General features: G+C 70.6%; 19 protein-coding genes and 1 tRNA gene. 5 read left to right on the top strand and 15 right to left on the bottom strand.

From position 1 onward, the window contains the following. Window positions 1–64: 64 nt before the first annotated feature. From AB0F82_RS14195 to AB0F82_RS14185, 3 genes are all read left to right on the top strand, one after another. Window positions 65–1,276, top strand: a complete 1,212-nt coding sequence (locus AB0F82_RS14195; protein ID WP_362626904.1) for a DNA polymerase III subunit delta' — start codon at window positions 65–67, stop codon at window positions 1,274–1,276. 174 nt (window positions 1,277–1,450) lie between these two features. Further along, entirely contained in the window at window positions 1,451–3,022 is a 1,572-nt protein-coding gene (locus tag AB0F82_RS14190; protein ID WP_356810237.1) for an alpha/beta hydrolase, read from the top strand. A gap of 170 nt (window positions 3,023–3,192) precedes the next feature. Continuing rightward, a tRNA-Thr gene (locus AB0F82_RS14185) sits at window positions 3,193–3,266 on the top strand. 48 nt (window positions 3,267–3,314) lie between these two features. On the opposite strand, the gene AB0F82_RS14180 is transcribed toward AB0F82_RS14185, so the two are convergent. From AB0F82_RS14180 to AB0F82_RS14120, 13 genes are all read right to left on the bottom strand, one after another. After that, window positions 3,315–4,700, bottom strand: coding sequence for a tyrosine-type recombinase/integrase (locus tag AB0F82_RS14180; protein ID WP_362626901.1), 1,386 nt, complete (start codon window positions 4,698–4,700; stop codon window positions 3,315–3,317). Between the two features lie 75 nt (window positions 4,701–4,775). After that, window positions 4,776–4,976, bottom strand: coding sequence for a helix-turn-helix domain-containing protein (locus AB0F82_RS14175; RefSeq protein ID WP_362626898.1), 201 nt, complete (start codon window positions 4,974–4,976; stop codon window positions 4,776–4,778). A gap of 274 nt (window positions 4,977–5,250) precedes the next feature. Then, a complete protein-coding gene (locus tag AB0F82_RS38670; RefSeq protein WP_436842093.1) occupies window positions 5,251–5,832 on the bottom strand; it encodes a DUF3631 domain-containing protein in 582 nt (193 codons plus the stop codon). Between the two features lie 557 nt (window positions 5,833–6,389). Beyond that, window positions 6,390–6,749: a hypothetical protein gene (locus AB0F82_RS14165; protein ID WP_362626895.1), complete on the bottom strand. Its 360-nt coding sequence runs from the start codon at window positions 6,747–6,749 to the stop codon at window positions 6,390–6,392. Then, the gene (locus tag AB0F82_RS14160; protein WP_362626892.1) at window positions 6,746–7,648 is read right to left on the bottom strand and encodes a bifunctional DNA primase/polymerase; all 903 of its coding nucleotides are present in this window, start codon (window positions 7,646–7,648) and stop codon (window positions 6,746–6,748) included. Before AB0F82_RS14160 ends, AB0F82_RS14165 begins: the two co-directional genes overlap by 4 nt. Before the next feature lie 72 nt (window positions 7,649–7,720). Then, window positions 7,721–7,891, bottom strand: coding sequence for a hypothetical protein (locus AB0F82_RS14155; RefSeq protein WP_362626889.1), 171 nt, complete (start codon window positions 7,889–7,891; stop codon window positions 7,721–7,723). An 11-nt stretch (window positions 7,892–7,902) separates the two neighbouring features. Then, window positions 7,903–8,400, bottom strand: coding sequence for a hypothetical protein (locus tag AB0F82_RS14150; RefSeq protein ID WP_362626886.1), 498 nt, complete (start codon window positions 8,398–8,400; stop codon window positions 7,903–7,905). Between the two features lie 186 nt (window positions 8,401–8,586). Next, window positions 8,587–10,665, bottom strand: a complete 2,079-nt coding sequence (locus AB0F82_RS14145; RefSeq protein WP_362626883.1) for a hypothetical protein — start codon at window positions 10,663–10,665, stop codon at window positions 8,587–8,589. Between the two features lie 85 nt (window positions 10,666–10,750). After that, on the bottom strand, window positions 10,751–12,175 hold the full coding sequence (locus AB0F82_RS14140) for a hypothetical protein (protein WP_362626880.1): 1,425 nt from the start codon (window positions 12,173–12,175) through the stop codon (window positions 10,751–10,753). Between the two features lie 208 nt (window positions 12,176–12,383). Beyond that, a complete protein-coding gene (locus AB0F82_RS14135) occupies window positions 12,384–12,728 on the bottom strand; it encodes an RRQRL motif-containing zinc-binding protein (RefSeq protein WP_362626877.1) in 345 nt (114 codons plus the stop codon). Further along, entirely contained in the window at window positions 12,728–13,582 is an 855-nt protein-coding gene (locus tag AB0F82_RS14130; protein ID WP_362626874.1) for a hypothetical protein, read from the bottom strand. The genes AB0F82_RS14135 and AB0F82_RS14130 overlap by 1 nt, the downstream gene beginning before the upstream one ends. Beyond that, window positions 13,579–13,851 carry a hypothetical protein gene (locus AB0F82_RS14125; protein WP_362626871.1) on the bottom strand — a complete coding sequence of 91 codons (273 nt, stop codon included), beginning with the start codon at window positions 13,849–13,851 and terminating at the stop codon, window positions 13,579–13,581. The genes AB0F82_RS14130 and AB0F82_RS14125 overlap by 4 nt, the downstream gene beginning before the upstream one ends. After that, complete coding sequence (locus AB0F82_RS14120; RefSeq protein ID WP_362626868.1) at window positions 13,848–14,117, bottom strand: DUF6284 family protein; 270 nt, start codon at window positions 14,115–14,117, stop codon at window positions 13,848–13,850. Before AB0F82_RS14120 ends, AB0F82_RS14125 begins: the two co-directional genes overlap by 4 nt. A 399-nt stretch (window positions 14,118–14,516) precedes the next feature. Here AB0F82_RS14120 and AB0F82_RS14115 point away from each other — a divergent pair, with 399 nt between their 5' ends. Further along, window positions 14,517–15,305 (top strand): GntR family transcriptional regulator, encoded by a 789-nt coding sequence (locus AB0F82_RS14115; RefSeq protein ID WP_362626865.1) that lies wholly within the window; start codon window positions 14,517–14,519, stop codon window positions 15,303–15,305. Further along, window positions 15,302–15,955 carry a YdcF family protein gene (locus AB0F82_RS14110; protein WP_362626863.1) on the top strand — a complete coding sequence of 218 codons (654 nt, stop codon included), beginning with the start codon at window positions 15,302–15,304 and terminating at the stop codon, window positions 15,953–15,955. Before AB0F82_RS14115 ends, AB0F82_RS14110 begins: the two co-directional genes overlap by 4 nt. A 99-nt stretch (window positions 15,956–16,054) precedes the next feature. On the opposite strand, the gene AB0F82_RS14105 is transcribed toward AB0F82_RS14110, so the two are convergent. Further along, window positions 16,055–17,047 carry an HNH endonuclease signature motif containing protein gene (locus AB0F82_RS14105; RefSeq protein ID WP_362626860.1) on the bottom strand — a complete coding sequence of 331 codons (993 nt, stop codon included), beginning with the start codon at window positions 17,045–17,047 and terminating at the stop codon, window positions 16,055–16,057. A gap of 624 nt (window positions 17,048–17,671) precedes the next feature. Next, window positions 17,672–21,760, bottom strand: a complete 4,089-nt coding sequence (locus tag AB0F82_RS14100; protein WP_362626858.1) for a non-ribosomal peptide synthetase — start codon at window positions 21,758–21,760, stop codon at window positions 17,672–17,674. Window positions 21,761–21,828: the final 68 nt, after the last annotated feature.

Here is a 21,828-nt window from a genome sequence, read left to right as displayed (position 1 = left end):
GGTACGGGATTGTCAGTGGGGCCCGCGACAATGGGTGCACGGAGAGTGAGAGGTGGTGGGCGGGATGTCCGTATGGGACGACCTGGTGGGCCAGGAGCGGATCCAGACGCAGCTGGCCGCCGCCGCCCGCGATGCCGATGCGCTGGTCACGGCCGCCACGGACGGGACGGCGCCGCCCGCCGCGTCGAAGATGACCCACGCCTGGCTCTTCACGGGACCGCCGGGATCCGGGCGGGTCACCGCCGCCCGTGCCTTCGCGGCGGCTCTGCAGTGCACCAGCCCGGACCGCGCTCTCGGCGGTGAGCCGGGCTGCGGGTTCTGCGACGGCTGCCACACCTCACTGGTCGGCACGCACGCGGACGTCTCCAGCATCGCCGCGGTCGGCAGCCAGATCCTCGTCGACGACATGCGCGACACCGTCCGCAAGTCCTACACGTCCCCCGCCACGGGCCGCTGGCAGATCATCCTGGTCGAGGACGCCGAGCGGCTGAACGAGAAGTCCGCCAACGCGGTCCTCAAGGCGGTGGAGGAGCCCGCGCCGCGCACGGTCTGGCTGCTGTGCTCGCCCTCCCTGGAGGACGTGCTGCCCACCATCCGCTCCCGCTGCCGGCACCTCAACCTGAGCACTCCCTCGGTCGCGGCCGTCGCCGACACGCTGGTACGGCGCGACGGCGTCGAGCCGGCGGTGGCCCTGGCCGCCGCCCGGGCCACGCAGGGGCACGTCGACCGCGCCCGCCGGCTGGCCACGGACGAGGCGGCCCGGGAGCGCAGGGCCACGGTCCTGAAGCTGCCGCTCCGGGTGGACGACATCGGAGCCTGCCTCAAGGCCGCCCAGGAGCTGGTGGACGCCGCCGGCGAGGACGCCAAGCAGGTGGCCGAGGAGGTCGACACCAAGGAGACCGACGAGCTGCGGGCCGCCCTGGGCGCCCCCGCCGGGACGGGCGGGCGGATGCCGCGCGGCACGGCGGGCGTGATGAAGGAGCTGGAGGACAAGCAGAAGCGGCGCCGGACCCGCACCCAGCGCGACAGCCTCGACCTCGCCCTCACCGACCTCACCGGCTTCTACCGCGACGTCCTGGCCCTCCAGCTGGGCTCCGCCCTCGCCATCGCCAATGAGGACATACGGCAGGACCTGGAGCGCATCGCCAGGGCCTCCGGCCCCGAGCGGACCCTGCGCCGGATCGAGGCGATCATCGCCTGCCGGGACGCCCTCGACCGCAACGTCGCCCCCCTCCTCGCGGTGGAGGCCATGACGATGTCTCTGCGCGCGGGCTGACCCCCCGCCGGGCGGGGTCCACTCCCGTGGACCGGCTCACCCTTAAGGGGGAACCGGCTGCCGGAGCCGGAGCGGGCCCGGTCCGTTCGTTGCCCGGCGGGAGCCACGGAAGGCCCGTATCCGTCCGGCGCAGAGGGCCCGCCCGGGTCCTCCGCCAAGACGTAGGCTCCGAGGATGGACACCAGTCGCGTGCTGCGTACCACCGGGACCGTGATCGCAGCGGCCGGGCTGCTGCTCTCCGGATGCACCTCGGGTGGGCCGGAGACGCTCCGGGCCGCCGCGTCCGCGCGCGGGGAGGCCGGCGGCACGCCGTCGGTGCAGCCGTCCCCCGACGCCGCCGCGATGCGCCCGTACTACGAGCAGAAGCTGACCTGGCGCGAATGCGGTGTCCCCGGGTTCCAGTGCTCCACGATGAAGGCCCCGCTGGACTACGCGAACCCCGGCTCCGGCGAGGACGTGGACATCGCAGTGGCCCGCCGCGTGGCGACCGGGCCCGGCAAGCGGCTCGGCTCGCTCGTGGTGAACCCGGGCGGCCCCGGCGGCTCCGGAATCGGCTACCTCCAGGCGTACGCGGGCATCGGCTATCCCGCCCCGGTCCGGGCCCGGTACGACATGGTCTCCTTCGACCCGCGCGGCGTGGAGCGCAGCAGCCCCGTCGAGTGCCTGACCGGCCCGGAGATGGACAAGTACACCCAGGTGGACCAGACCCCGGACGACGCGGCCGAGCGGGCGAGCCTGGTGGCCGCCTTCAAGGAGTTCGCGGCCGGCTGCCAGGCCCGCTCGAAGCGGGTCCTGCCGCACGTCTCCACCGTCGACGCCGCCCGCGACATGGACCTGCTGCGCGCCGTCCTCGGGGACGACAAGCTCAACTACGTCGGGGCCTCCTACGGCACCCTCCTGGGGGCGACGTACGCGAACCTCTTCCCGGACCGGGTCGGCCGGCTGGTACTGGACGGCGCGATGGACCCCACCCGCGCCGCGCTCGATCTCAACCGGGACCAGACCGCGGGCTTCGAGACGGCCTTCACCTCCTTCGCCAAGGACTGCGCGCAGCAGCCCGACTGCCCGCTGGGCAAGGGCAGCCCGGAGCAGGTGGCCGCCCGCCTGAAGGACTTCTTCCGCAAACTCGACGCCCAGCCCGTGCCCAGCGGCGACGGGAGCCGCCCGCTCGGCGAGGCCCTCGCGACGACCGGGGTGATCGCGGCGCTCTACGACGAGAACGCCTGGCCCCAGCTGCGCGAGGCGCTGACCTCGGCGATGAACGGCGACGGGGAGGGCCTGCTGGGCCTGGCCGACAGCTACTACGAGCGCGGGGCGGACGGCAAGTACGCCAACCTGATGTTCGCCAACGCCGCCGTCAACTGCCTCGACCAGCCCGCGGCCTTCCAAAGCCCGGACGCGGTCGACGCGGCGCTCCCGTCCTTCCGGAAGGCCTCCCCGGTCTTCGGCGCGGGCCTGGCCTGGGCCGCGTTGAACTGCGCGTACTGGCCGGTCAAGCCCACGGGCCGGGCGGAGCCGCTCACCGCGAAGGGGGCCGCGCCGATCGTGGTGGTGGGCACCACCCGCGACCCGGCGACCCCGTACAAGTGGGCGCAGTCGCTGGCCGGCCAGCTCGACTCGGGCACCCTCCTCACCTACGACGGCGACGGCCACACGGCGTACGGGCGCGGCAGCGACTGCATCGACACCGCGATCAACCGCTACCTGCTGGAGGGCAAGCCACCCCAGAACGGCAAGAAGTGCTGACGCGCCGACGGGCCGCCTGAACAGGCGGAGTGCGTGCGACCTCCGGCCGGGCCGTGACCTGCGCCTCACCCCTGCAGAACCTGGTTCGGGGCACCCGCCGAGACCCTGTAGACTTGGCGCCGCTGCTGATGAGCGATCCCTTCCAAGGGAATCCTTGTCTCCGCAGCGGTGCCGCCTTAGCTCAGTTGGCCAGAGCAACGCACTCGTAATGCGTAGGTCTCGGGTTCGAATCCCGAAGGCGGCTCTGTAGAAGCCCCAGGACTCACTCGCCGTGACCTGGGGCTTTTGCTATTTACCGGATCTTGCGCCGCCGCCGTGCACGGGCCGCCCGGGTGCTCTCGGTCTCAGTTCTGGTCTCAGACACCGGATTGGGGCCAGGCATGAACGCCTCGCCCATCCGGCGCATCGCCTCTCGCGAGAGCTCTGATCGGCCCTTCACGTACCGCCTCGTCTGACTGATCTGCGTGTGCCGGAGGATCTCCATGATGGTGGGCATGTCGATGCCCAACTCGTTGAGGATTGTCCCGGCCGTGTGACGGCTCCCGTCGTGCTGGCGACGATCGCTGATCCCCGCCTCGTCGAGCAGCTCCTTGAACTCCGCCCAGTCAGCCCGCGGGTCGAGCGGCCGGCCGTCGGGCCGGGTGAACACCGCGCCGCACTCCTCCCACAGCTCGCCGGCGGCTTGCCGCTGCTCGTCCTGCTTCGCTCTGTGCGCCAGGAGGTAGGGCACGAAGGGCGGCGGGATGGGCACCGGCTGCTGGCTCTTCTTCGTCTTCGGCCGGGTGAAGGCGAGTCCGCCGCCCTTCCGCTCGGGGCAGGTGCTGGCGTGCCGGCGGCAGGTCTTCGTGCATGGCTGTGGACAACCACGCTTGTAGCCCTTGTGCGTGGAGCACTCGGCGGGGCAAGGCTCGAACCGGTGGAGCCGAGCGCCGCAGGCGTGCGCGTTCTTGCAGCCGTGCCTCCAGGTGAGGCGCTGGAGCTGCCAGGCCGGGTGGAACAGGCCCTGCTCCAGGTCGACGTACTGCCAGCGAAGGCCCAGGGCTTCGCCCTGTCGGAAACCCATGCCGACGCCGATGGCCCACCGCATGAACGAGGGGCGCTTCGCCGCGGCCGCGAGGAAGGCTTTGGACTCGTCCCGCGAGAACGGGTTCGCCTCCGTCTCGTCGACGGACGGCGGGTCGACGAGCGTGGCGACGTTCTCGTTGATGAGCCTGCGGCGGTGGGCGATCTTCAGGGCCCGGGACAGGATCCGGTGGACCTTGACTACGTGCGACGGCGCGTGCCCCTCCTCCATCATGGCTGCGTACATCACCTCCAGGTGTTCGGGCGCGAGCTTGTCGAGGCGGTGCTTTCCGACGCCGGGGATGATGTCGTTGCGGGTCTTGGACCAGTAGTCGTCCAGGGACCGCGGCTTGAGCTTCAGGCTCGCGATGGTCGACAGGTAGGTGTCCATCCATTCCGCGACGGTCGGCTTCCGCCCGGCCTTCACGGCCCGGCCCTCGTCGCGCAGCTTCTCCAGCTCGCGGACCTTCTTCGTGACGGCGGCCTCGGTCCTGGCCCGGCGGTGCCGGCGGTCTGGTCCGCCGTCGGGCTTCACGCCCATGGTGACGCGGCCGTGCCACCACCCGTCACTGCCCAGGTAGATGGACGATTCCATGTTCGGCTTGCGGGTGCTCATGTGCTCCTCGATGTTCCCTGCATGCGGAAGGCGGCCCGGGAAGTCCCCGGGCCGCCTCTGGGTGGCGCTGAGAGATCAGACGGACTGCGGCGGGAGCTGGGCGGCGAACGCGTCTACGTCGGTCCGGCGGATCCGACGGGCCCGTCCGACCTTCACGAACGGCAGCTCGCCTGCGGCCATGAGCTCGTAGACGGTGGAGCGACCGAGCGACAGCAGCTCGGCGGCCACCTCCACGGTGCAGAGGACGCGGGCGGAGGGAGCGACGGCGGTGGTCATCTGGTTGCCTCCACGGCGACGGAGTGACGGGGCTTGGCCGCCCCGCTCGTAGGAATCCGCTACTGCCGCTACCTCCGCTACCGCCCTGGTCAAGGGCCTGTTTTTGGTAGCGGATTGGGTAGCGGTAGCGGATAGATGCGCGACCGGCCCGGCCGTTGGGGGCCGGGCCGGTAGCGGGAGTTGCTGGTGGGGTAGCGGATGTTTTTGGGCTATCCGCTACCTCTGGCAGGCCTGTGACCTGCGAGGTAGCGGAGGTAGCGGAAGTAGCGGATTCTCAGGGGGTGGGGGGAGGGCAGTACCTCGTCCACGCGTCGGTGAGGTCGGCCGCGTAGTAGCCCTTGAGGACCGCTCCGCCGCTTTTGATGTTGCGGGGCTCGATGGGCTTGTTGTCCCCGGTCATGTACTCGCCGAGCATCTTCGCCAGGCCCCGCGAAGTCAGGGGCTTGCCGCCCATGTCGGCCCAGGGCGCCTCTTCCAGCGCGTAGAGGCGGTCCAGGACGGAGATGGTGGGCAGCCGCTCGATCCCGTTCAGGACGTGGTCGCGCAGGTCGGTCAGCAGCCGGATCCCGATGCTGCCCTTGTCGTCCTGCTTCGAGGCGGCGACGATCTGCGCGCACGCGGAACGGGCACGTGCCGGCCAGTCGCCCCCGGCGGCGTCCGCGACGGCGATGAGCGGCTCCCAGACGTCGGCGGGCCGGTCGGTGACCTCGTCGGGCATCTCGGGGAACACCCCGTCGACGAGGTGGCGCACACTGTCCGCCCATGCGGCGAGGCGGTCGCGCAGGGCGTGGCCCTCGGGGGCGTGCAGGCGGCGGCGGAACGGCTGGACGCGTTCGTTGCGGGCCCGGCGGCGCATCCGGATGATGACCGACCGGGTCAGGATCGTGTCCGGGAGCGATCCGAGTCCGGCCATGGCGACCACGCAGAAGCTGGGGAACTCCTGGACGGTCTGGTTGGTGCCGTCCCCGACGCACCGCCACATGCCGGCGCCCCGGTGGTGGCCCGCGTTGAGGAACCCGCGCAGGGGCTCGTTGTCCCCGGCCTTGGGGCCGAAGATCGTGTCGACCTCGTCGAAGAGGATCGTCGGACGGGTCTCCAGGGTGGAGACGGCCCGGAACAGGACCGGCGCGGACGCGTTCGCCGCGACGAGCGGCTGCGGGACGAGGGTTTCCACGATCTCCAGCGCGCGGGACTTCCCCGACCCCGGTTCGGGGGAGAGGAACGCGAGCCGCGGGGTGGAGTCGAAGCAGTCCAGCAGGTGCGCGTGCGCGTCCCAGAGGGCGACGGCGACGTAAGCGGCCTCGGTGGGGAAGACGTTGAAGCGGCGGTGGAAGGCCTCCACCTCGTCCAGCAGCCGGGATCCGTCCGTGGAGGTGTCGGGCTCGGTACGGGTGGGGGTGGCGGTGGCGGTGGTCATGCGGCCTTCCTCCGGGCGTTGGCGACGCGGCCGAGCGGGCAGACGGCGCGGTGGTCTTCGTGGACTTGGATCAGGGCGAGGACGTTGTTACGGCCGACCGCGCTGCGGTCGTGGCCGCACTCGCACTTCGAGTGCGCGGTGGGCACCGCCCGCGCGGACGGGGCGCAGATGTGCAGAACGGCGACGACGTACCGGCCGTCCCGCACCCGCGGGTCAGGACGACAGACAGAAGGGACGCCTTCGGCGACGACCTTCAGCGCACCACCGCCGTCTGGGGTGCGGGCCGGTTCGGCGGACCGGGCCCCGGTGGGGGTGGCAGGAAGGCTCTTCAGGGAGGGGCGGGGGCGGCCGGTCATGCCGTGCGCCGCATCGCGTTGCGGGCGATGGACCAGTTCAGACCTGATCGGATCGTCGTGCGGCACTCGGCAGACGGCATGCCGGCCGACTCCCCCGCCGCCTGAAGAGCCTCCTCCACCACATTCCGGGGGAGGTCGCCGACGGCGATGAACCGCCCCAGAGCGCGTGCGGCCCGCAGCAGAGTCCCGTTCCGCTCGCCCTGGGCAGCGCACTCCACGGAGGCGGTCTCCGCGGTCAGGGCTGCGGCCGCGTACCGGCCTGACTTGGCAGTGGAGGGACGGCCGGTGAGTGTCCGCAGTGCCTGCTTGGGTGCGAGCAGCCCGTACAGCCACGCGGGGAACGGTGCCGGAGCGACCGGATCGGTCACCTCGTAGGCGCCGGCCACGGTGACGCTGCCGGGTGCGACGACGTACCCGCCCCACGCTCGGGTGTCGATCAGCTTGCCGAGCCTGCCCGCACTGTTGCCCAGCCGGACCCCGTCCGGGGCGGTGAAGTACAGGTGGGATCCCCCGGAGGGAGTCCGCACGCAGAGCGTGGCCGGGACGGCCTGCCCGGCGCGCTCGCAGAGCGCTCGAAAGGTGTCCGCGCCGCCAGGCGCGTCCGAACTGCCCTGTCCCTTGGGGACGTCGAGATCGACGACGACGAGTGCCGAGGGGCCGGTGGCGATCCCGACGTTGAAGGGGAGACGGCCCCACGCGCGGCGGATCCTGTCCGGGTCGCTGGTGGCCCGGTCCTCCCACTTGCGGTGGCCGCCGGCGCAGTCCCCCACGCCGGGGCAGTGGTCCTCCCCATGGAGCGCGGGTCGCTTCTGGCCCGGCCGGAGCGGGAACACGCTCCAGCCGAGAGCGGCGCCATCGAGCGCGGCGGTCAGCAGCGCGGATGCGGATTGATGAGCCATGCTGGATTCCTCCAGTAGGTACTGGAAGAGGGCGGCCCGGACTTTGGCGAGACGGGGCCGCCCTCGCTGATTTCAGTGGCGGGTGTGGTCGGTGGCCAGGTCGATCAGCCGCTTCGCCTCGTCGGGGGCGACGTGCCGGTAGCGGACGGACACACGGCATCCCGGCTGCGGGCAGCGGACGGTCCGCGTACCGGTGAGAAGCGCGACCGCGTCACCGACGCGCTCGGGCAGGGGATGGGGCATGTGGTGCCCTTTCAGCGGTTGTTGAAGGTGCCGGAGGCGCGTCCGAACATCCCGGACGCGCTGATGTTCTGGGTGATGTGCTGCACCGGCCCCGCACCCCGGCCGCCCGTCCTGCGGGTGGCGCGGAGGAGGAGCGGGGCGAGGGCGCCGGCGGCGATGAGGGCGACGGTGGCCCAGAGGGCTTCGGCCATGGCGAGGACTCCGGGGGCGGCGTAGGAGATCCCGAACCCGGCGGCCGCGATCCCGCCGCCGAGGGTCGGGGCGAGGAGTGCGGTCGTCTTGGCCCACCGGGGGATCGACTCTCGGACCGGTTCCAGTTCCGCCACCGGCCCAGGGTGGGGGTGGGTGTAGGCGAGGGTGCGGATCCCGTTGGGGAGGGTTACCCAGTCGACGCCGGGCGGGACCTCGGTCGGCAGCAGGACGGTGTGCGGCTCGACGGGCCGGGGGCGGTGGACGGGGTCGCCGTAGCGGGTGGTGGGGGTGGTGATCGTGCGGTTCGGCTCATGCACGTCGGGGCTCCTTCAGGCGTGCGGAAGACGGTGGGTGATGCCTGTCATCGCGCCTGTCACCTGTCTGTCACCTGTCACCTGTCTGTCACCTGTCATCCGCAGGTCACAGCAGGGGTGACAGGCTCCCGAGCCGTCAGGGAGGGGGTTCGGGGAGGGTGTGACAGGTGACAGACAGGCGGCCAGTGGTCAGGCTTCGGGGAGGTGGCGGCGGTGGACGTAGCGGGCCTTGCTGCCCTCCCCGACGCGGCTGATTTCGCCGGTTTCGGCCCACTCCTTCAGCCACCTCTGAATCACCGGCCGGCGGGTGCCGTAGGTGTCCTTCAGGTCCCGTTCCATCGCGGAGGCGCCGGTGCCGGCGGGCCCGGCGGCGATGATCAGATCGAGTGCGGCCTGCCGGGCGTCGGGCTGTTCCGGTTCCCGTACCGGGCCGTCGGCCGTCCACGAGGACGGGTCGGACCAGTCCGTGAGCCCGTCGCTCTCGGCCCAGGCCTCAGGGTCGGCCGACGGCATCCGGAAGAGGGCCTCCAGCTCGTCCGCGCCGGGGGTGGCTACCGGGCGGGGCTGGTCCCATCCCGCGGTGGCCTTCCACTGCCCGTCCGGGCGGCCCGGCAGCGGTCCCGAAGCTGCGGCCGGGGCGCCGGTCGAGACGGGCTGGCCCCACAGGTGGCCGCACCGGTCTGTGCTCCACCGCTCGGTGTAGGCGGGGCCTGCGGCCTGGAGGGAGACGGTGTCGAGGGTGGGGCGGCGGTGGGCGGTGGCGCGGGTGACGGCGTCGATGCCGGAGGGGGTGATGCGCCACTGCTGGGCGGTCTTGGGCTGCTTGCCCTCGGTCCCGACCAGCATGGATCCCGGTCCGGAGAAGGAGTTTTCGGCGGTGAGGGCGCGCCAGCCGAAGAGGTGGCCGAGTTCGGAGTCCTCGTTGGCGCCGGTGCAGACGCGGTTGGAGGCCATCTTGCGCACCATCGGGTCCGGCAGGACGTCCTGGGTGACCCGCAGCGCGGAGATGACGGCGCGGATCGCCATGGCGCGGGCGACGCGGATGACCTTCACGACCCCGGCCATCACTTCCTTCGCTGCCTTGGTCGCGGAGACCTCGGCGCTCTCGTCCATGATGATGACGATCTCCGGGATCTGCGGGGAGACGGGAAGTTTGTCGTCGTCCTCGTCCCGCATGTGCTGCTGGTAGGCGATCTTGCGGGCACTGGCGATGGCGATCGCCGCTTCGAGCATGAGCTTTGCCTCGGCCGGGGTGGAGGCCAGCCAGTCCACCCCCGGCGCCGGAACCTCCTCCCGCCGCTCCGGGTCCATCTGCGCTTCACGCCAGGCGTGCAGCCAGGGCAGGCCCAGGCTGCCGGCGTTAAGGTCGATGACCCACACGAGCGTGTCGTTGGTCTGCAGCAGCCGGGCGATCAGCGTCTGAAGCCAGTTCGTCTTACCGCTGCCGGTGCCTCCGGCGACGACGGTGGAGGCCTGCCGCATGTCCAGCTCCGCCCGACCGCCGTCCGACAGCAGGGCGATGGGGGCGGGGTTGTTGACGGTGGTGGTCTCGGCCATCTCCTCCACCGGGAACGGGATCTCCTGGCCCTGGTAGGTCTTGGTCGCCACCTCGATCAGCAGACGGCGCCGGGAGATGCCGGGAAGGACCTGGAGGCCGCAGCCGTCGGGGAGGTCGAGGTCGGAGGCGAGGGCGTCGGTGCGGTCGGCGACGTGCTTGCGGGTGACGCCGCCCTCGGGGAGTTCGATCTCGATGGTGTAGCCCATGCCGGACGGCCAGTGCTCGATCCCCAGCACGGTCACATCCTCGACCCGGCAGACGCGGGCGATGCGGGCGATCCACTCGGCGGCGAGTGCCCGGCGGGTGCCGATGGACAGGAGCATGCGGCGCCGGGCCTGCTCGGTCTCCTCGCGCGCCGCGAACCCCGCCGCAAGTGTCCCGGTCGCGACTCCGCCGACGAGGAGCGAGCCGAGACCGGCAAGGGTCATCGGGCCCGCGCTGCCGAGAGCCCAGCAGGACCAGGTGCCGGCGGCGGTCCAGCACGCGGCGCGGAAGGCGACGGTGGCGCCGGTCAGCCGGTTGCGCCAGCCCGCGACCGACGAGCCGACCGCTCCGGCCGCACTGGCGGCGAGGGCGTAGCCGGAGGGCATGCCGGCGGAGTGGGCGAGGGCGGTGGTGACGAAGGTTCCGGCGGTGGCGTTCAGGGTGCCGGTCAGGATGCCGTGCGGGGCCTTCCAGTCGACCCGCACGGTGTTCTTGTTGCTGCTCACAGGTGTTCTCTCCTTGCGATGACAGCGGCCCGCCGCCCACAGGCTGTGGGCGGCGGGCCGAACGAGCGGTGCAGGGGGTGAGGGGTCAGCCGACGTTCCAGCGGCGTTCGCCGTCGATGCCGTTGCGGGGGTTCTCGATGCGCTCGATGTCCTCGGCGTGGACGCGGCGGTAGACGGTGCCGACCTCGTCGAGGGCGCTGACCACGCGGCTCATGGCGCGGTAGCCCTCGCCGATCTCCTCCACCACCAGCGGGTCGACGGGGAGCTTCTCCTGCGAGAGTTCCGCGAGCACGCGGAGGGTTTCCTGCACGGTCGACATGGCCTCGGGGAGGTCGTCGATGAGGGCCTGGAACTCGGCCATGTACTCGGGGTCGAAGGTGGACGCTGCCTGGAGCATGACCTCGGCGGCGTCGGACAGGCGGGTGAACGCGGTACCGGACTCGGACACAGTGCCTCCACTACGATCGGCCCCCGCCAGCACAACCGGCCGGGCCTGGACTGTCTGCTGAACCGGCGCGAGCACTCGGTCCTTCGGGCGGTTGGGGTTGTTCACCTGCGTCGCCGGGACTGCAACCTCGGGCTCGGTGCCGTCGCTGGAGGTGCCGTTGATGGCGGCGTCACGGGCGGCCCGCACCTGCCGGGCCCGGCCCGCCAACCGCCGCCACACCGACCGCACGTGACGGGTGGCGACACCGGGCTTCTTCCAGTTCCACACCCCCGACACCAACCCCGCCCCCGCGGCCAGCAGCGCACTGCCGGTCATCCGGGCGGCGTGCCGCAGCGCCGAGCGGCGCAGTGCCTTCTGCCGTATCGCCGCAGGTGCGGTCTTGGGGGTGGGGTTGCCGGCCGGGTCGAGCCCGGACTGACGGCGGGCCTTCGCCTCACCCTTCGCCACACGGCGAGCCGACCGCTCGGCGGCCTTCCCGTTCCGGGTCGGGGCGCCTGCGGTGTAGCGGGCGTGCCCGGCTCGGATCGCCCCGGCAGCCGCGCTGACCGCGGCCCGCCGGGCCGCCTGCACCAGCCCGCCAGGGCGGCGCTGTGGCTTGTTGGCGCTGCCGGACGAGAGGGGCCGGGACGAGGGGGTGTTGGGGCTGGTGTTGTGCTTCTTGGGTGAGCCGCCCGCGGGCGGGGCGGTCTTCGCCGTGCCGGGAGTCTGCGGACCGGCGGACGGGCTCTTGGCCCGGTGACGGCCCAGATTGCGGGCCATCGCCCGCAGACCAGCGGTGGAAGACCCCGGCCCCTTGCCGAGGAGACCACCGGAACGCGGCCCGCGGCTGTGGCCACCGCCCGCACCGCCCGGCGAGGGTGAGGGCCGGTCCCGGCCGCCGGCCGGGGTGCGCTGCTTGGGCAGGGACTTGGGCTTGTTCTTCGCCCGGCGGGCGGCGATGCGACGGGCGAGGCCGGTGGCCGCGGCGGCGCCCATGACGGCGCCGGTCACGGCCAGCCCGGCCGGGCCGCCCACGGTCACCGCGCCGGCCGCCACCGCACCCAGGGCATTCGCCCCGGCCACGGCCAGCGGAACACCCGGCAACGGCGCCAAAGCCTCAGGGCCCCTAGATGCGGGCGGAGTTGGATCGGGTGATGTCTGCGGTACTACTTCGACGACGGTCTCGGTCATGCTGTACGAGCCCCCTTCGGGGGATGAGGGGCCCGGCCGGTGGCTGTAGGAGGCGATGGCCGGGCCCTGCTGATACAGGCAGGTCAGGACGACGGGATGTTCAGGCGGCGCGCTGTTCTTCGGGGTAGGCGCAGGGCACGCACATGCCAAGTGAGGCCGGGATGACGTACCCCGCGTCGCGTCGGCAGGTGGGGCAGGTCCGGCGAGCGGTGTTGGCCTTGGCGAGCGCGGCAGCCTTGGCCGCCGTCATCGCGCGGATGGGCAGCGCCAACTCGATCCGGTACAGGTAGGCGACCAGCGGCCCGCGTCGGTAGCGGGGCCGCTCGACCTGGGCGACGACGTCCTGTCCGCCGGGGCGCAGGCCCAGCGCTCGGAGCTGCCGGCGGGTGGCGAGCCCGTCGGGGGCGAGGCGCCACCGGTAGACGGGAACGGTGGCGGTGGCCATCAGGACACCGTCACGGTGAGGACGTCGCCGGCTTGGCGGGACTCGTTCAGTCGCTGGTAGATCTTGTGGACATAGGAGGTGGAACGGGTGGAAAGCCGGGCCGCCTCCGGCAGGGACGTGCCTTGCACCCAGCAGGCGCGGATCACGTTCGCCGCCTCCTCAGCCGACAGCCGGGCCGGTTCCAGCTCCTTGCGGTGGACGGGGGTGGACGCCAGGGGGAAGAGCGGGTGGAACACCTGCCGGTCACCACAGATGACCAGCGGAATCGCCCGTACCGGCGCCGCCACCGGATCCGGCGTCGCAGCCACCGGCGCGGGGTCGGGGGGCGGGGTGGAAGGGGTGGTGGCGGGTGTGGTTTCCACCTCGTCCACCCCGGCGTCCACCTGGGCTTGCAGGTCGGTGATTTTGGTCAGGATCTGGTGCCGGTAGTGGCTGATGGCCTCGGCCAGAACGATCAGGAGGACCGGGGGGACGGAGTGGAGGACGAGACCTGCTGGGTCAACCTGCCGGGGGATCCCGAAGGAGGATCCGGCCGGCCAGAGCGAGGTCCAGCAGTTCATCACCCACGTGCCGAGACCGGCGAACCAGCGCAGCACCGTCGCCCAACCCGACGGGTACAGGCCGTACTCCGACAGACGACCGTCGAAAATCAGGACCGTACCGAGCGCGACCGCGACCATCGGATCGAGCAGCCACGCGATCCACACGGACACGTGGTGGTCGATGGCGAACATCGTCACGTTCGACGCGGTGAAGACCAGCGCCACCGAGGCGACGGCCACCAGGACCCGCGTCAGCCGCGACAGCAGACCCGACAATGCCGCGATCTGCTCCAGCGGCGGGCGGCCGTTCACCGGGCGTCCCCGTCCCTCTCGTCCTTCCACGGGGTGTAGGTGACGGGCTCCTCGGCGATCCGGATGCGGATCGCGTCCGCGGCCAGCCGGGGGTCCCGGCTGACGGCCCGGTTCGCCTCCAGGGTGATCCGTACAGCGAGAGCCCGGCGTTCCAACAGCCGGTGGTAGTCCCGCTCGTCCGCCGCCGCGATCGACGGCAGCGGCAGGTTCAGCGCTTCCGCAATCGCGTTCAGCAGGTCGGCGTGAGCGGCTTCGGTGCGCTCGCTCATGCCGCGTCCCCCGGGACCTGCGTGCCGGTGGCGCGGTTGGCCGCGTCCCGGCGGGCGGTCAGCACGCGGTGGTGGGCCCGGCGGATCCGGCGGCCGTCGAACTCGGACGCCGGCCGGTCCAGCAGGACGATCAGCGCGTCCAGCAACTCAACCTCGGCCAGGACCACGTCCATCTCGGCCTCGATCTCGTTCAGCTCCGCGTCCGTCGGCTCCAGGTCGGCCGGCAGCGGGGTAACACCCGTGTGACGTGCAACGATGGACTTCATTGGGTCTTGCTCCTCTCAGACAGGAACGGGCCCGAACAGCAGCCCCGGTGTTCCCGCACCGGGGCTGCACGTCGTTGTGAAGCAGGAAGAACTCCAGCTCCCCCACCCCGCCCGTACGAGCGCCGAAGCGCCGGACGGGCGGAGGAGGCAACCGGTCCGGCTAGGCCGGAAGGTTGACACTCAAATTCACGTCCACTGTTGAGTTCTCAAAGAACCGCCGCTTCCTTCGAGGGGTCCCTCACGGGGCTCTCCGGGCGCCGAGAGCAACCCAAAGAAGGGCCCCTCTCCAGTTCGCTGTCCTAGGACTGCGAGCTTCTGTGGATGACTATGGACTCGCAGTCCCAGGACTGTCAACAGTCCTGGGACTGTGTTTGACTGGAGCCATCGAGAGGAGTTCGCGTGGCACCGAAGTGGCGAGAGCTGGCAGACAAGCTGGCGGAGCAGATCCGACGGGGCGACTACGCGCCTGGCCAGCAGCTACCGCACATCCGCGACCTGGTCGACGCGGGTGAGGGCTCGAAATCCACGGTCCACGCGGCGTACAAGGCGCTCGAAGCCGAGGGCTTGGTGACCTCGTCACGGGGCCACGGGACGGTCGTGCGGCAGCAGGCCCCGTTGAAGCGTCTGGGCATTGCCCGGTATGACAAGGCGAAGTGGCGGGACGGCGACGAGGTGGCGTTCATCGCCGACCGCGTGGCATCAGGCCGTGCGTACAAGCGCGGTGAGCAGACGCAGAGCGTCAGCCGTGTGCCAGCGCCTCCGCTGGTGGCAGCAGCGCACGGGCTTCCCGAAGGGGCCGAGGTGTATGCGCGGGCCAGGCTTGTGAAGGAAGGCGATCAGCCGACGCACACCCTGACCAGCTACTACCGGCCCGAGCACGTCGAGGGAACACGCATCGTTGATCCGACCCCGGGGCCCGCCGGCCGTGGCGGCGGGTTCCGCGTCCTCTATGACGCGGGCTACGAGATCGACCACATGCGTGAGGAGCTGTTCGCGAGGGTCGCGACGCCGGAAGAGGCGACGTTGCTCCAGCTCGCCCCCGGTGAGTGGGTCGTTGAACTCCACCGCACCACGTACACGGCGGACGGCACCGTCGTTGAGTTCGCCGTCGGCCTGCACGCCGCCACTCGCTTCGCGTGGGCCTACGACTTCCAGGTCCCCGACTCCGCCAAAGAGGGAGCGTCGTGATCTCTGCACAGAACTGGGCCGACGCCGAGCGGCTCTGGGACTACCAGCAGATGCACCATGAGCCACGGCCCTGCTCTGTGGCGATCGGGCTCGGTAGTCACGACCTGGGGGTCGCGGAGGTCACGGCCGACCTCTACCACCGCGGCATGGTGCCGCTGATCGTGTTCACCGGCGCCACAAGCCGAACGACCCGCGAGCGGATGCCCCGCGGTGAGGCTGAGCACTACCGTGAGCGGGCTATTGAGCTGGGCGTACCTGCCCCTGTCATTCTCGTGGAGCCGCACGCGCGGAACACGGGCGAGAACATCCGTTTCTCTCGTGCGCTGCTCGTGGAGAGGGGCATTCACGTCGAGTCCGTGCTCCTGGTCAGCAAGCCGTACGAGGAGCGTCGGGCCTACGCGACGGCCCGCAAGCTTTGGCCGGAGGTGGAGGTCGTCAGCGCCTCCGCGCCGATGACGCTCAATGAGTATGTGGATTCCATCCAGGATCCCCGGCTGGTCTTCGACATGCTCGTCGGCGCCCAGCAGCGGCTGCTCATCTACCCCCAGCAGGGGTTCCTGATCCACCAGGACGTTCCGCCCGCCGTTTCCGTGGCCTACGAGCGGCTCCGGTGCAGCGGCTTCACGAGTCGGCTCGTAGCAGTGCCATGACCGGCCGACGCCTGCACCATGGGTGTTCCAGTCCAGGCTGCCGGTCAACAGGAACGGTCGGGAAGGCGATGGCGCTTCGCGATTCCCCCTATTCGCTTCTTATGGCTTGTTACGTATGATCGCGGCGGCCTCGCCTTTTGCTCGCCGGAAGGCGATGTCGTAAGCCCATGCATATGTTGAAACTTTCTTATCGATGGAGAAGTGGCGTCCGGTTGCAGCGTCGAGAACGCTATGGAATTCGTCCATCAATTCCGCCCATTGTGCCGACTTGAAGTCGCTTTCCGTCCACCCGTAAAGAGACCTGAGCTCTTCCTTGACCAAGGAGAAAAACGACAGGTTCTCTCGATGATCGCTGTCCACCCGCACGTTGTGCTGACGCAGCCATTTTTTGATGTCGTCGGGCGCGGCAGCCCACTTGTCGGGTGTGTCCCTGATCTCTGCATAGTCCACCCAGGCCCAGAAACTCTCCGCGTCGGCGACATCCGGCGCCTCTGCATGGTGTTTCTTGCACAGCAACGCGAAGTTCCTTACGTCCATGGAACCGCCAAGTGCGCTCGGTACAACATGCGCTCGTTCGACAGGCTTAGCCCAGCAAACGAGGCATGCCGCCTCTTCTAGGCCGAGGTAGTTGACGATTGCACGAACCGTGGGTGGGGTCTTTCGTTCGGCTGGAAAAACTTCGCGCGGCTGGATCTCTAGAGAATCTGCATCGTATCCATATTTGCTGCCATCGTCGGGATAGTTGAATGCCAGACGGTTCGGGATGTCGTTCTGTTGGCTGCCTTTCCGGATGTGAATTAGAGGGGTGCTGACTTCGGTGAGATACTTGCCGAGATATTCAAGAGCGAAGTCATGAATTAGTTCAAATGCGTCATGATCATAACCGCCTGCCGAATTCCTGTGCCCCTGGATGTCGATGTAAAGATATCTGGGGACACCGGGTGCTGTCTTCTCGGCTTGTTTCACCATCTCGAAAATTCGAAGAGCTGAGCGCTCGAAATTCTCGTAGACCTTCATGTCGTGATAGATGGCAATTCCCGGCTGCTGCTTAACAGCCTTCTTCCGTGCCTGCTGCCTCGTCCTCTTTGCCACGACCCCCCCCGATCCCCACGGTGTTGGCACAGTGTGAGCAGGATGACAGACGCCACTGACAACGGGGGGTAGGAGGTGACGGACCGTCTGGTCAAACCAGATGCCGCGGCAGGGCGAGTGAGCAGTCTAGAGAGATAGCGATGCCAGATGAGTGATGACCGGAGGGTCGGTCAGGCGCCGGCTGCAGGCTGAGCTGTGTCTCAGTTGTGGGCTCGGTTGGGACCGGATCCGGGATCGTACGCGGGTGGCTGTTGACGTCCAGGACGTGCTTCGACTAGGTGATTTGGGTTCGCTGGATACGTCTGCGGATGGCCGTGGAAGGGGATCGGACATCTCGTAATGCGTAGGTCTCGGGTTCGAATCCCGAAGGCGGCTCGGATTAACCCCAGGACTCACTCGCCGTGACCTGGGGTTTTTTCATGCCCTGACCAGTCGGGGGCGGAACGCGATGATCTGCGCGCCATCCTGCGTGCCCCTTGCGTGCCCGTCCTGCTGAGCGAAGGCGGCTCATGGGGAAACCCCAGGCCGGATGCGTTCCGGCCTGGGGTTTCGTCGTTCAGGGTGGGGTGTGCTTCGGCGGGCGGTGCGCGGCGGGGTGGGGTGCCGCGCACCGGGCCGTTCGGGTCAGGCCTCGTCGGCGGCGAGGAGCGCCTTGGCGGCCAGCTGGACGCCGGGGGCGCGCAGGAAGGTGTAGTGGTCGCCGGGGACGCGGACGGTTCGGGTGTCCGTGCCGAGGAGGGCGGTCCAGAGGGCCGACAGGTCCGGGGACTGTTCGGCCGACACGACCAGGACGGGGGCCGCCACGGGCTCCGGGCGGTGGCCGCCGATCAGGGTGATGTGGGCCTTGAACACCTGGAACCTGCGGTTGATGTCCTCCTGGACCTCCTCGGTGTCGCCCGATCCGCCGGTCAGCTTCTCGCCGAACCAGCGCAGCTGCTCGGCCACCGGCGTGGTCTCCGGGTCGGGCAGTTCGCCCGCGTCGGGGCCGAGGGCCCGGGCGCCGTCCAGGACGAACTGGGCGGCGAAGGCCTGCTCGCTCACGCCGGAGACGTCGTCCGCGGAGAACGGGGTGTCCAGCAGGCCGACGAGGGCCACCTCGGCGCCCGACGCCTCCAGGCGGCGGGCGATCTGCAGGGCGAGCAGGCCGCCCATCGACCAGCCGGCCAGGCGGTACGGGCCCGACGGCTGGGCCTGGCGGATGGCCTCGGTGTACGCGTCGGCCATCTCCTTCAGGTCCTGCCGCGGCTCGCTGCCGGCCCGCAGGCCCGAGGCCTGCACGCCGAGCACCCGGTAGCGGTCCTGGAGTTCCTGCATCAGCCCGAAGTACGGGTACACGGTGCCGCCGACGGCGTGGACGAGGAACAGCGGGTCGCCGTCGGTGCGCTCCGACAGGGGCACGATGATGTCCGAACCGGGTGCGACGGCCCCGGTGTTGGGGGCGGCCGGGCCGGCCGCCTCCTCCAGGGCGTCGAGGTCGTCCAGCTCGTCCAGCGGGGCGTCCTCGAGACCGTGCTTGGCGACCAGGGTCGCGGCGAGCCGGGCGGGCGTGGGCGCGAGGAAGATCGCGGTCACGTCCGTGTCGACGCCGAGGTCCTTGCGCAGGCGGGTGATCACCTGCATCGCCTGGAGGGAGTTGCCGCCCATCTCGAAGAAGTTGTCCTCGATGCCCACCCGCGGGAGCTTGAGCACGTCGGAGACCATGTCGGCCAGGACCGTCTCCAGGATGGTGCGCGGGGCGACGTAGTCGCCCGAGTCGCCGGGGCCGTCGGGAGCGGGCAGGGCGGCGCGGTCGACCTTGCCGTTCGCGTTGAGCGGGAAGGTGTCGAGGATGACCAGGTGGGCGGGGACCATGAACGCGGGCAGCTGCTCGCCCAGGTGCCCCCGCAGGTCGCCGACGGTGACGGCCGGCGCGTCGGGGTTGGTCCGGGCGTAGCCGATGAGGTTCTTCTGGCCGGCCTGGTCCTCGCCGACGATGATGATGGCCTGGGCGACGGAGGGGTGGGCGGCGAGCACGGCCTCGATCTCGCCGAGCTCCACCCGCAGGCCGCGGATCTTGACCTGGTGGTCGAGACGGCCGAGGTACTGGAGGTTGCCGTCGGGCAGGCGGCGCGCCAGGTCGCCGGTCTTGTACATGCGCGCGTCCGGGACCTCGCTGAACGGGTCGGTGACGAAGCGCTCGGCGGTCAGCTCCGGCCGGCCCAGGTAGCCGCGGGTGACGCTGGCGCCGCCGATGTGGAGTTCACCCGCGACGCCGACCGGTACCGGGTTGAGGTGCTTGTCCAGCACGTAGGCCGTGTAGTTCGTCAGGGGCAGGCCGATCGGCGGCGGGTCGATGCCGTCGTCCTGGCAACGGGCCATGGTCGAGCCGACCGTGGTCTCGGTGGGGCCGTAGCCGTTGATGAAGCGCATGCCGGGGCGCGCCCAGTTGCGGACCAGCTCGGAGGAGAAGGCCTCGCCGCCGGCGATGACGACGCGCAGGCTCGGGAACTGCTCCTCGGCCAGCAGGTTCAGCACGGCCGGGGGCAGGCACATGAAGGTGATGCCCTCGCCGCGGATCAGGTCGGCCAGGCGCGGCGGGGAGAGCAGGGTCTGCGTGCTGCCGAGGACCAGGGTCGAGCCGGAGAGCAGCGCGCCGAAGATGTCCAGGACGGAGACGTCGAAGTTGAGCGAGGCGAACTGCAGGATCCGGTCGCCCGGGCCCAGCGGCCAGAACTCGATCTCGGCGTAGCAGAAGTTGACGGCGTTGCGGTGCTCGACGACCACGCCCTTGGGACGGCCGGTCGAACCCGAGGTGTAGATGACGTAGGCGACGTTCGACGGGCTCGCGAGGGCCTCGACGGGGCTGTCGTCCAGAGCGGTGAGTTCGTTCCAGGACCGGTCCAGGTCCAGCACCGTGACGTCGTCGGTCGGCACCGCGGAGGCGCTGGCCTCGTCGGTGAGGACCACGGTCATCTTGGCGTCCTCGACCATGAAGGCGAGGCGGTCGGCCGGGTACTCCGGGTCCAGCGGCACGTAGCCGCCGCCGGCCTTGAGGATGCCCATCAGGCCGACGATGCGGCGCACCGTGCGCTGCATGCTGACGCCGACGAGCGCCTCCGGGCCGACGCCGAGCTCGCGCAGCCGCCGGGCGACCTGGTTGGCGCGGGCGTCGAGCTGGGCGTAGGTCAGGCCCTCGCCGTCGAGCTCGACGGCCATGACGTCGGGGTGCGCCGCGACCTTGGCCTCGAAGGCCTGGTGCAGGTTCCAGTCGGGGAAGTCGGCCTTGTCGCTGTTCCAGGTGACGAGCTCCTGGTGGAGCTCCGCCTCGGTCATGATCGGGAGCTGCGAGATGCGGGCGTCGGGCTCGGCCAGGAGGCCGTCGAGCAGCGTCTCGAAGTGGCCCAGCAGGCGCTGCGCGGTGGCCGCGTCGTACAGGGCGGTGGCGTAGCTGAGGTTCAGCCCCAGCCGGCCGCCGCTTTCGACGGCGGAGACCAGCAGGTCGAACTTGGCTGCCTCGGCGGGGAGTTCCTCGGAGGCCCAGGTCATGCCGCCGGGCCGGAGGTCGCGCTTCTGGTCGTCGGAGAGCATGAAGCCGACCTGGAACACGGGCGAGCGCGAGGGGTCGCGGGGAGCCTTGGCGGCCTCCACGATCTTGGCGAAGGGCAGGTCCTGGTGTCCGAAGGCGCCCAGCGTGGCGGTCTTGGTGCGCTCCAGGACCTCACGGAAGGTCGGGTCGCCGGACAGGTCGACCCGGACCGGCAGGGTGTTGATCAGGTAGCCGATCACCGGCTGCAGTTCGGGGCGGCTGCGGTTGGCGCTGACGGTGCCGACCACGATGTCGTCCTGGCCGCTGTAGCGGTGGAGCAGGACGTGGTAGGCGGCCATCAGGGTCATGAACAGGGTGGCGCCCTCGTCCCGGCCCAGCGCGGTGAGCCGGGTCAGGACCTTGTCGCCGAGGTCCCTGGACTCCGTGGTTCCCTGGTACGTCTGGACCAGCGGGCGGGGGCGGTCGGTCGGCAGCTGGAGTACGGGCGCGCCCTTGAGGTTCTCGCTCCAGTACTCGCTCAGTTCCTGCAGCGTCTCGCCCTGCAGCCGGTCGCGCTCCCAGACGGCGAAGTCGGCGAACTGGATGGGCAGTTCGGGCAGCTGCGCGGCCGTGCCGGCGACGGCGCCGGAGTACGACTCGGACAGCTCCGCCAGCAGCACGGGGAAGGAGGAGCCGTCGAAGACGGTGTGGTGGACGGTTATCAGCAGGACGTGGTGCTCGTCGGCCAGCTGCTGCAGCAGCGCGCGGAACAGGGGGCCGCGGTCCAGCTCGAACGGGCGGGCCGTCTCCTTCTGGGCCGTCGCGCGCCAGGCCTCCTCGACCTCGTCCGCGGCGACGTGCCGCTGGTCCACGAAGGCCAGCTCGACCGGCGCGGCCGGGTCGATCACCTGGACCGGCGCGCCGTCCACGGTGACCAGGCGGGTGCGCAGGGCCTCGTGGCGGGCGACGAGGGCGTCCAGCGCCGTACCGAGGGCGGCGCGGTCGAGGGCGCCGGTCATCCGTACGGCGCCGGCGATGGTGTAGGTGGATTCCCCGGGAGCCAGCTGGTCGATGAACCAGAGCTGCTCCTGTCCGTACGAGAGCGGCAGGTCCTGCAGCGCGGGCGAGCGGCGGGGGATCGAGGAGATCGGGGGGGCCGTGCGACGCAGCCTGGCGGTCAGCGCGGCCCGCTGGGAATCGGTCAACATGACTGGGTGGTCCTTCTTTCAGGCAGTGGATGGTGCAGCGTCCGGGGCGCGGTCACGACTCGGCCGCG

It is taken from the genome of Streptomyces virginiae, from assembly GCF_040638905.1.
Classification (GTDB): domain Bacteria; phylum Actinomycetota; class Actinomycetes; order Streptomycetales; family Streptomycetaceae; genus Streptomyces; species Streptomyces virginiae_B.
The sequence above is the reverse complement of the archived record's forward strand: the minus strand, read 5'-3'. Positions and strand labels throughout refer to the sequence as shown.

Coding starts and splice junctions, on each gene's coding strand:
- AB0F82_RS14195 (WP_362626904.1), top strand. CDS start 65: ATGTCCGTATGGGACGACCTGGTGGGCCAGGAGCGGATCCAGACGCAG.
- AB0F82_RS14190 (WP_356810237.1), top strand. CDS start 1,451: ATGGACACCAGTCGCGTGCTGCGTACCACCGGGACCGTGATCGCAGCG.
- AB0F82_RS14180 (WP_362626901.1), bottom strand. CDS start 4,700: ATGAGCACCCGCAAGCCGAACATGGAATCGTCCATCTACCTGGGCAGT.
- AB0F82_RS14175 (WP_362626898.1), bottom strand. CDS start 4,976: ATGACCACCGCCGTCGCTCCCTCCGCCCGCGTCCTCTGCACCGTGGAG.
- AB0F82_RS38670 (WP_436842093.1), bottom strand. CDS start 5,832: ATGCGCCGCCGGGCCCGCAACGAACGCGTCCAGCCGTTCCGCCGCCGC.
- AB0F82_RS14165 (WP_362626895.1), bottom strand. CDS start 6,749: ATGACCGGCCGCCCCCGCCCCTCCCTGAAGAGCCTTCCTGCCACCCCC.
- AB0F82_RS14160 (WP_362626892.1), bottom strand. CDS start 7,648: ATGGCTCATCAATCCGCATCCGCGCTGCTGACCGCCGCGCTCGATGGC.
- AB0F82_RS14155 (WP_362626889.1), bottom strand. CDS start 7,891: ATGCCCCATCCCCTGCCCGAGCGCGTCGGTGACGCGGTCGCGCTTCTC.
- AB0F82_RS14135 (WP_362626877.1), bottom strand. CDS start 12,728: ATGGCCACCGCCACCGTTCCCGTCTACCGGTGGCGCCTCGCCCCCGAC.
- AB0F82_RS14125 (WP_362626871.1), bottom strand. CDS start 13,851: ATGAGCGAGCGCACCGAAGCCGCTCACGCCGACCTGCTGAACGCGATT.
- AB0F82_RS14120 (WP_362626868.1), bottom strand. CDS start 14,117: ATGAAGTCCATCGTTGCACGTCACACGGGTGTTACCCCGCTGCCGGCC.
- AB0F82_RS14100 (WP_362626858.1), bottom strand. CDS start 21,760: ATGTTGACCGATTCCCAGCGGGCCGCGCTGACCGCCAGGCTGCGTCGC.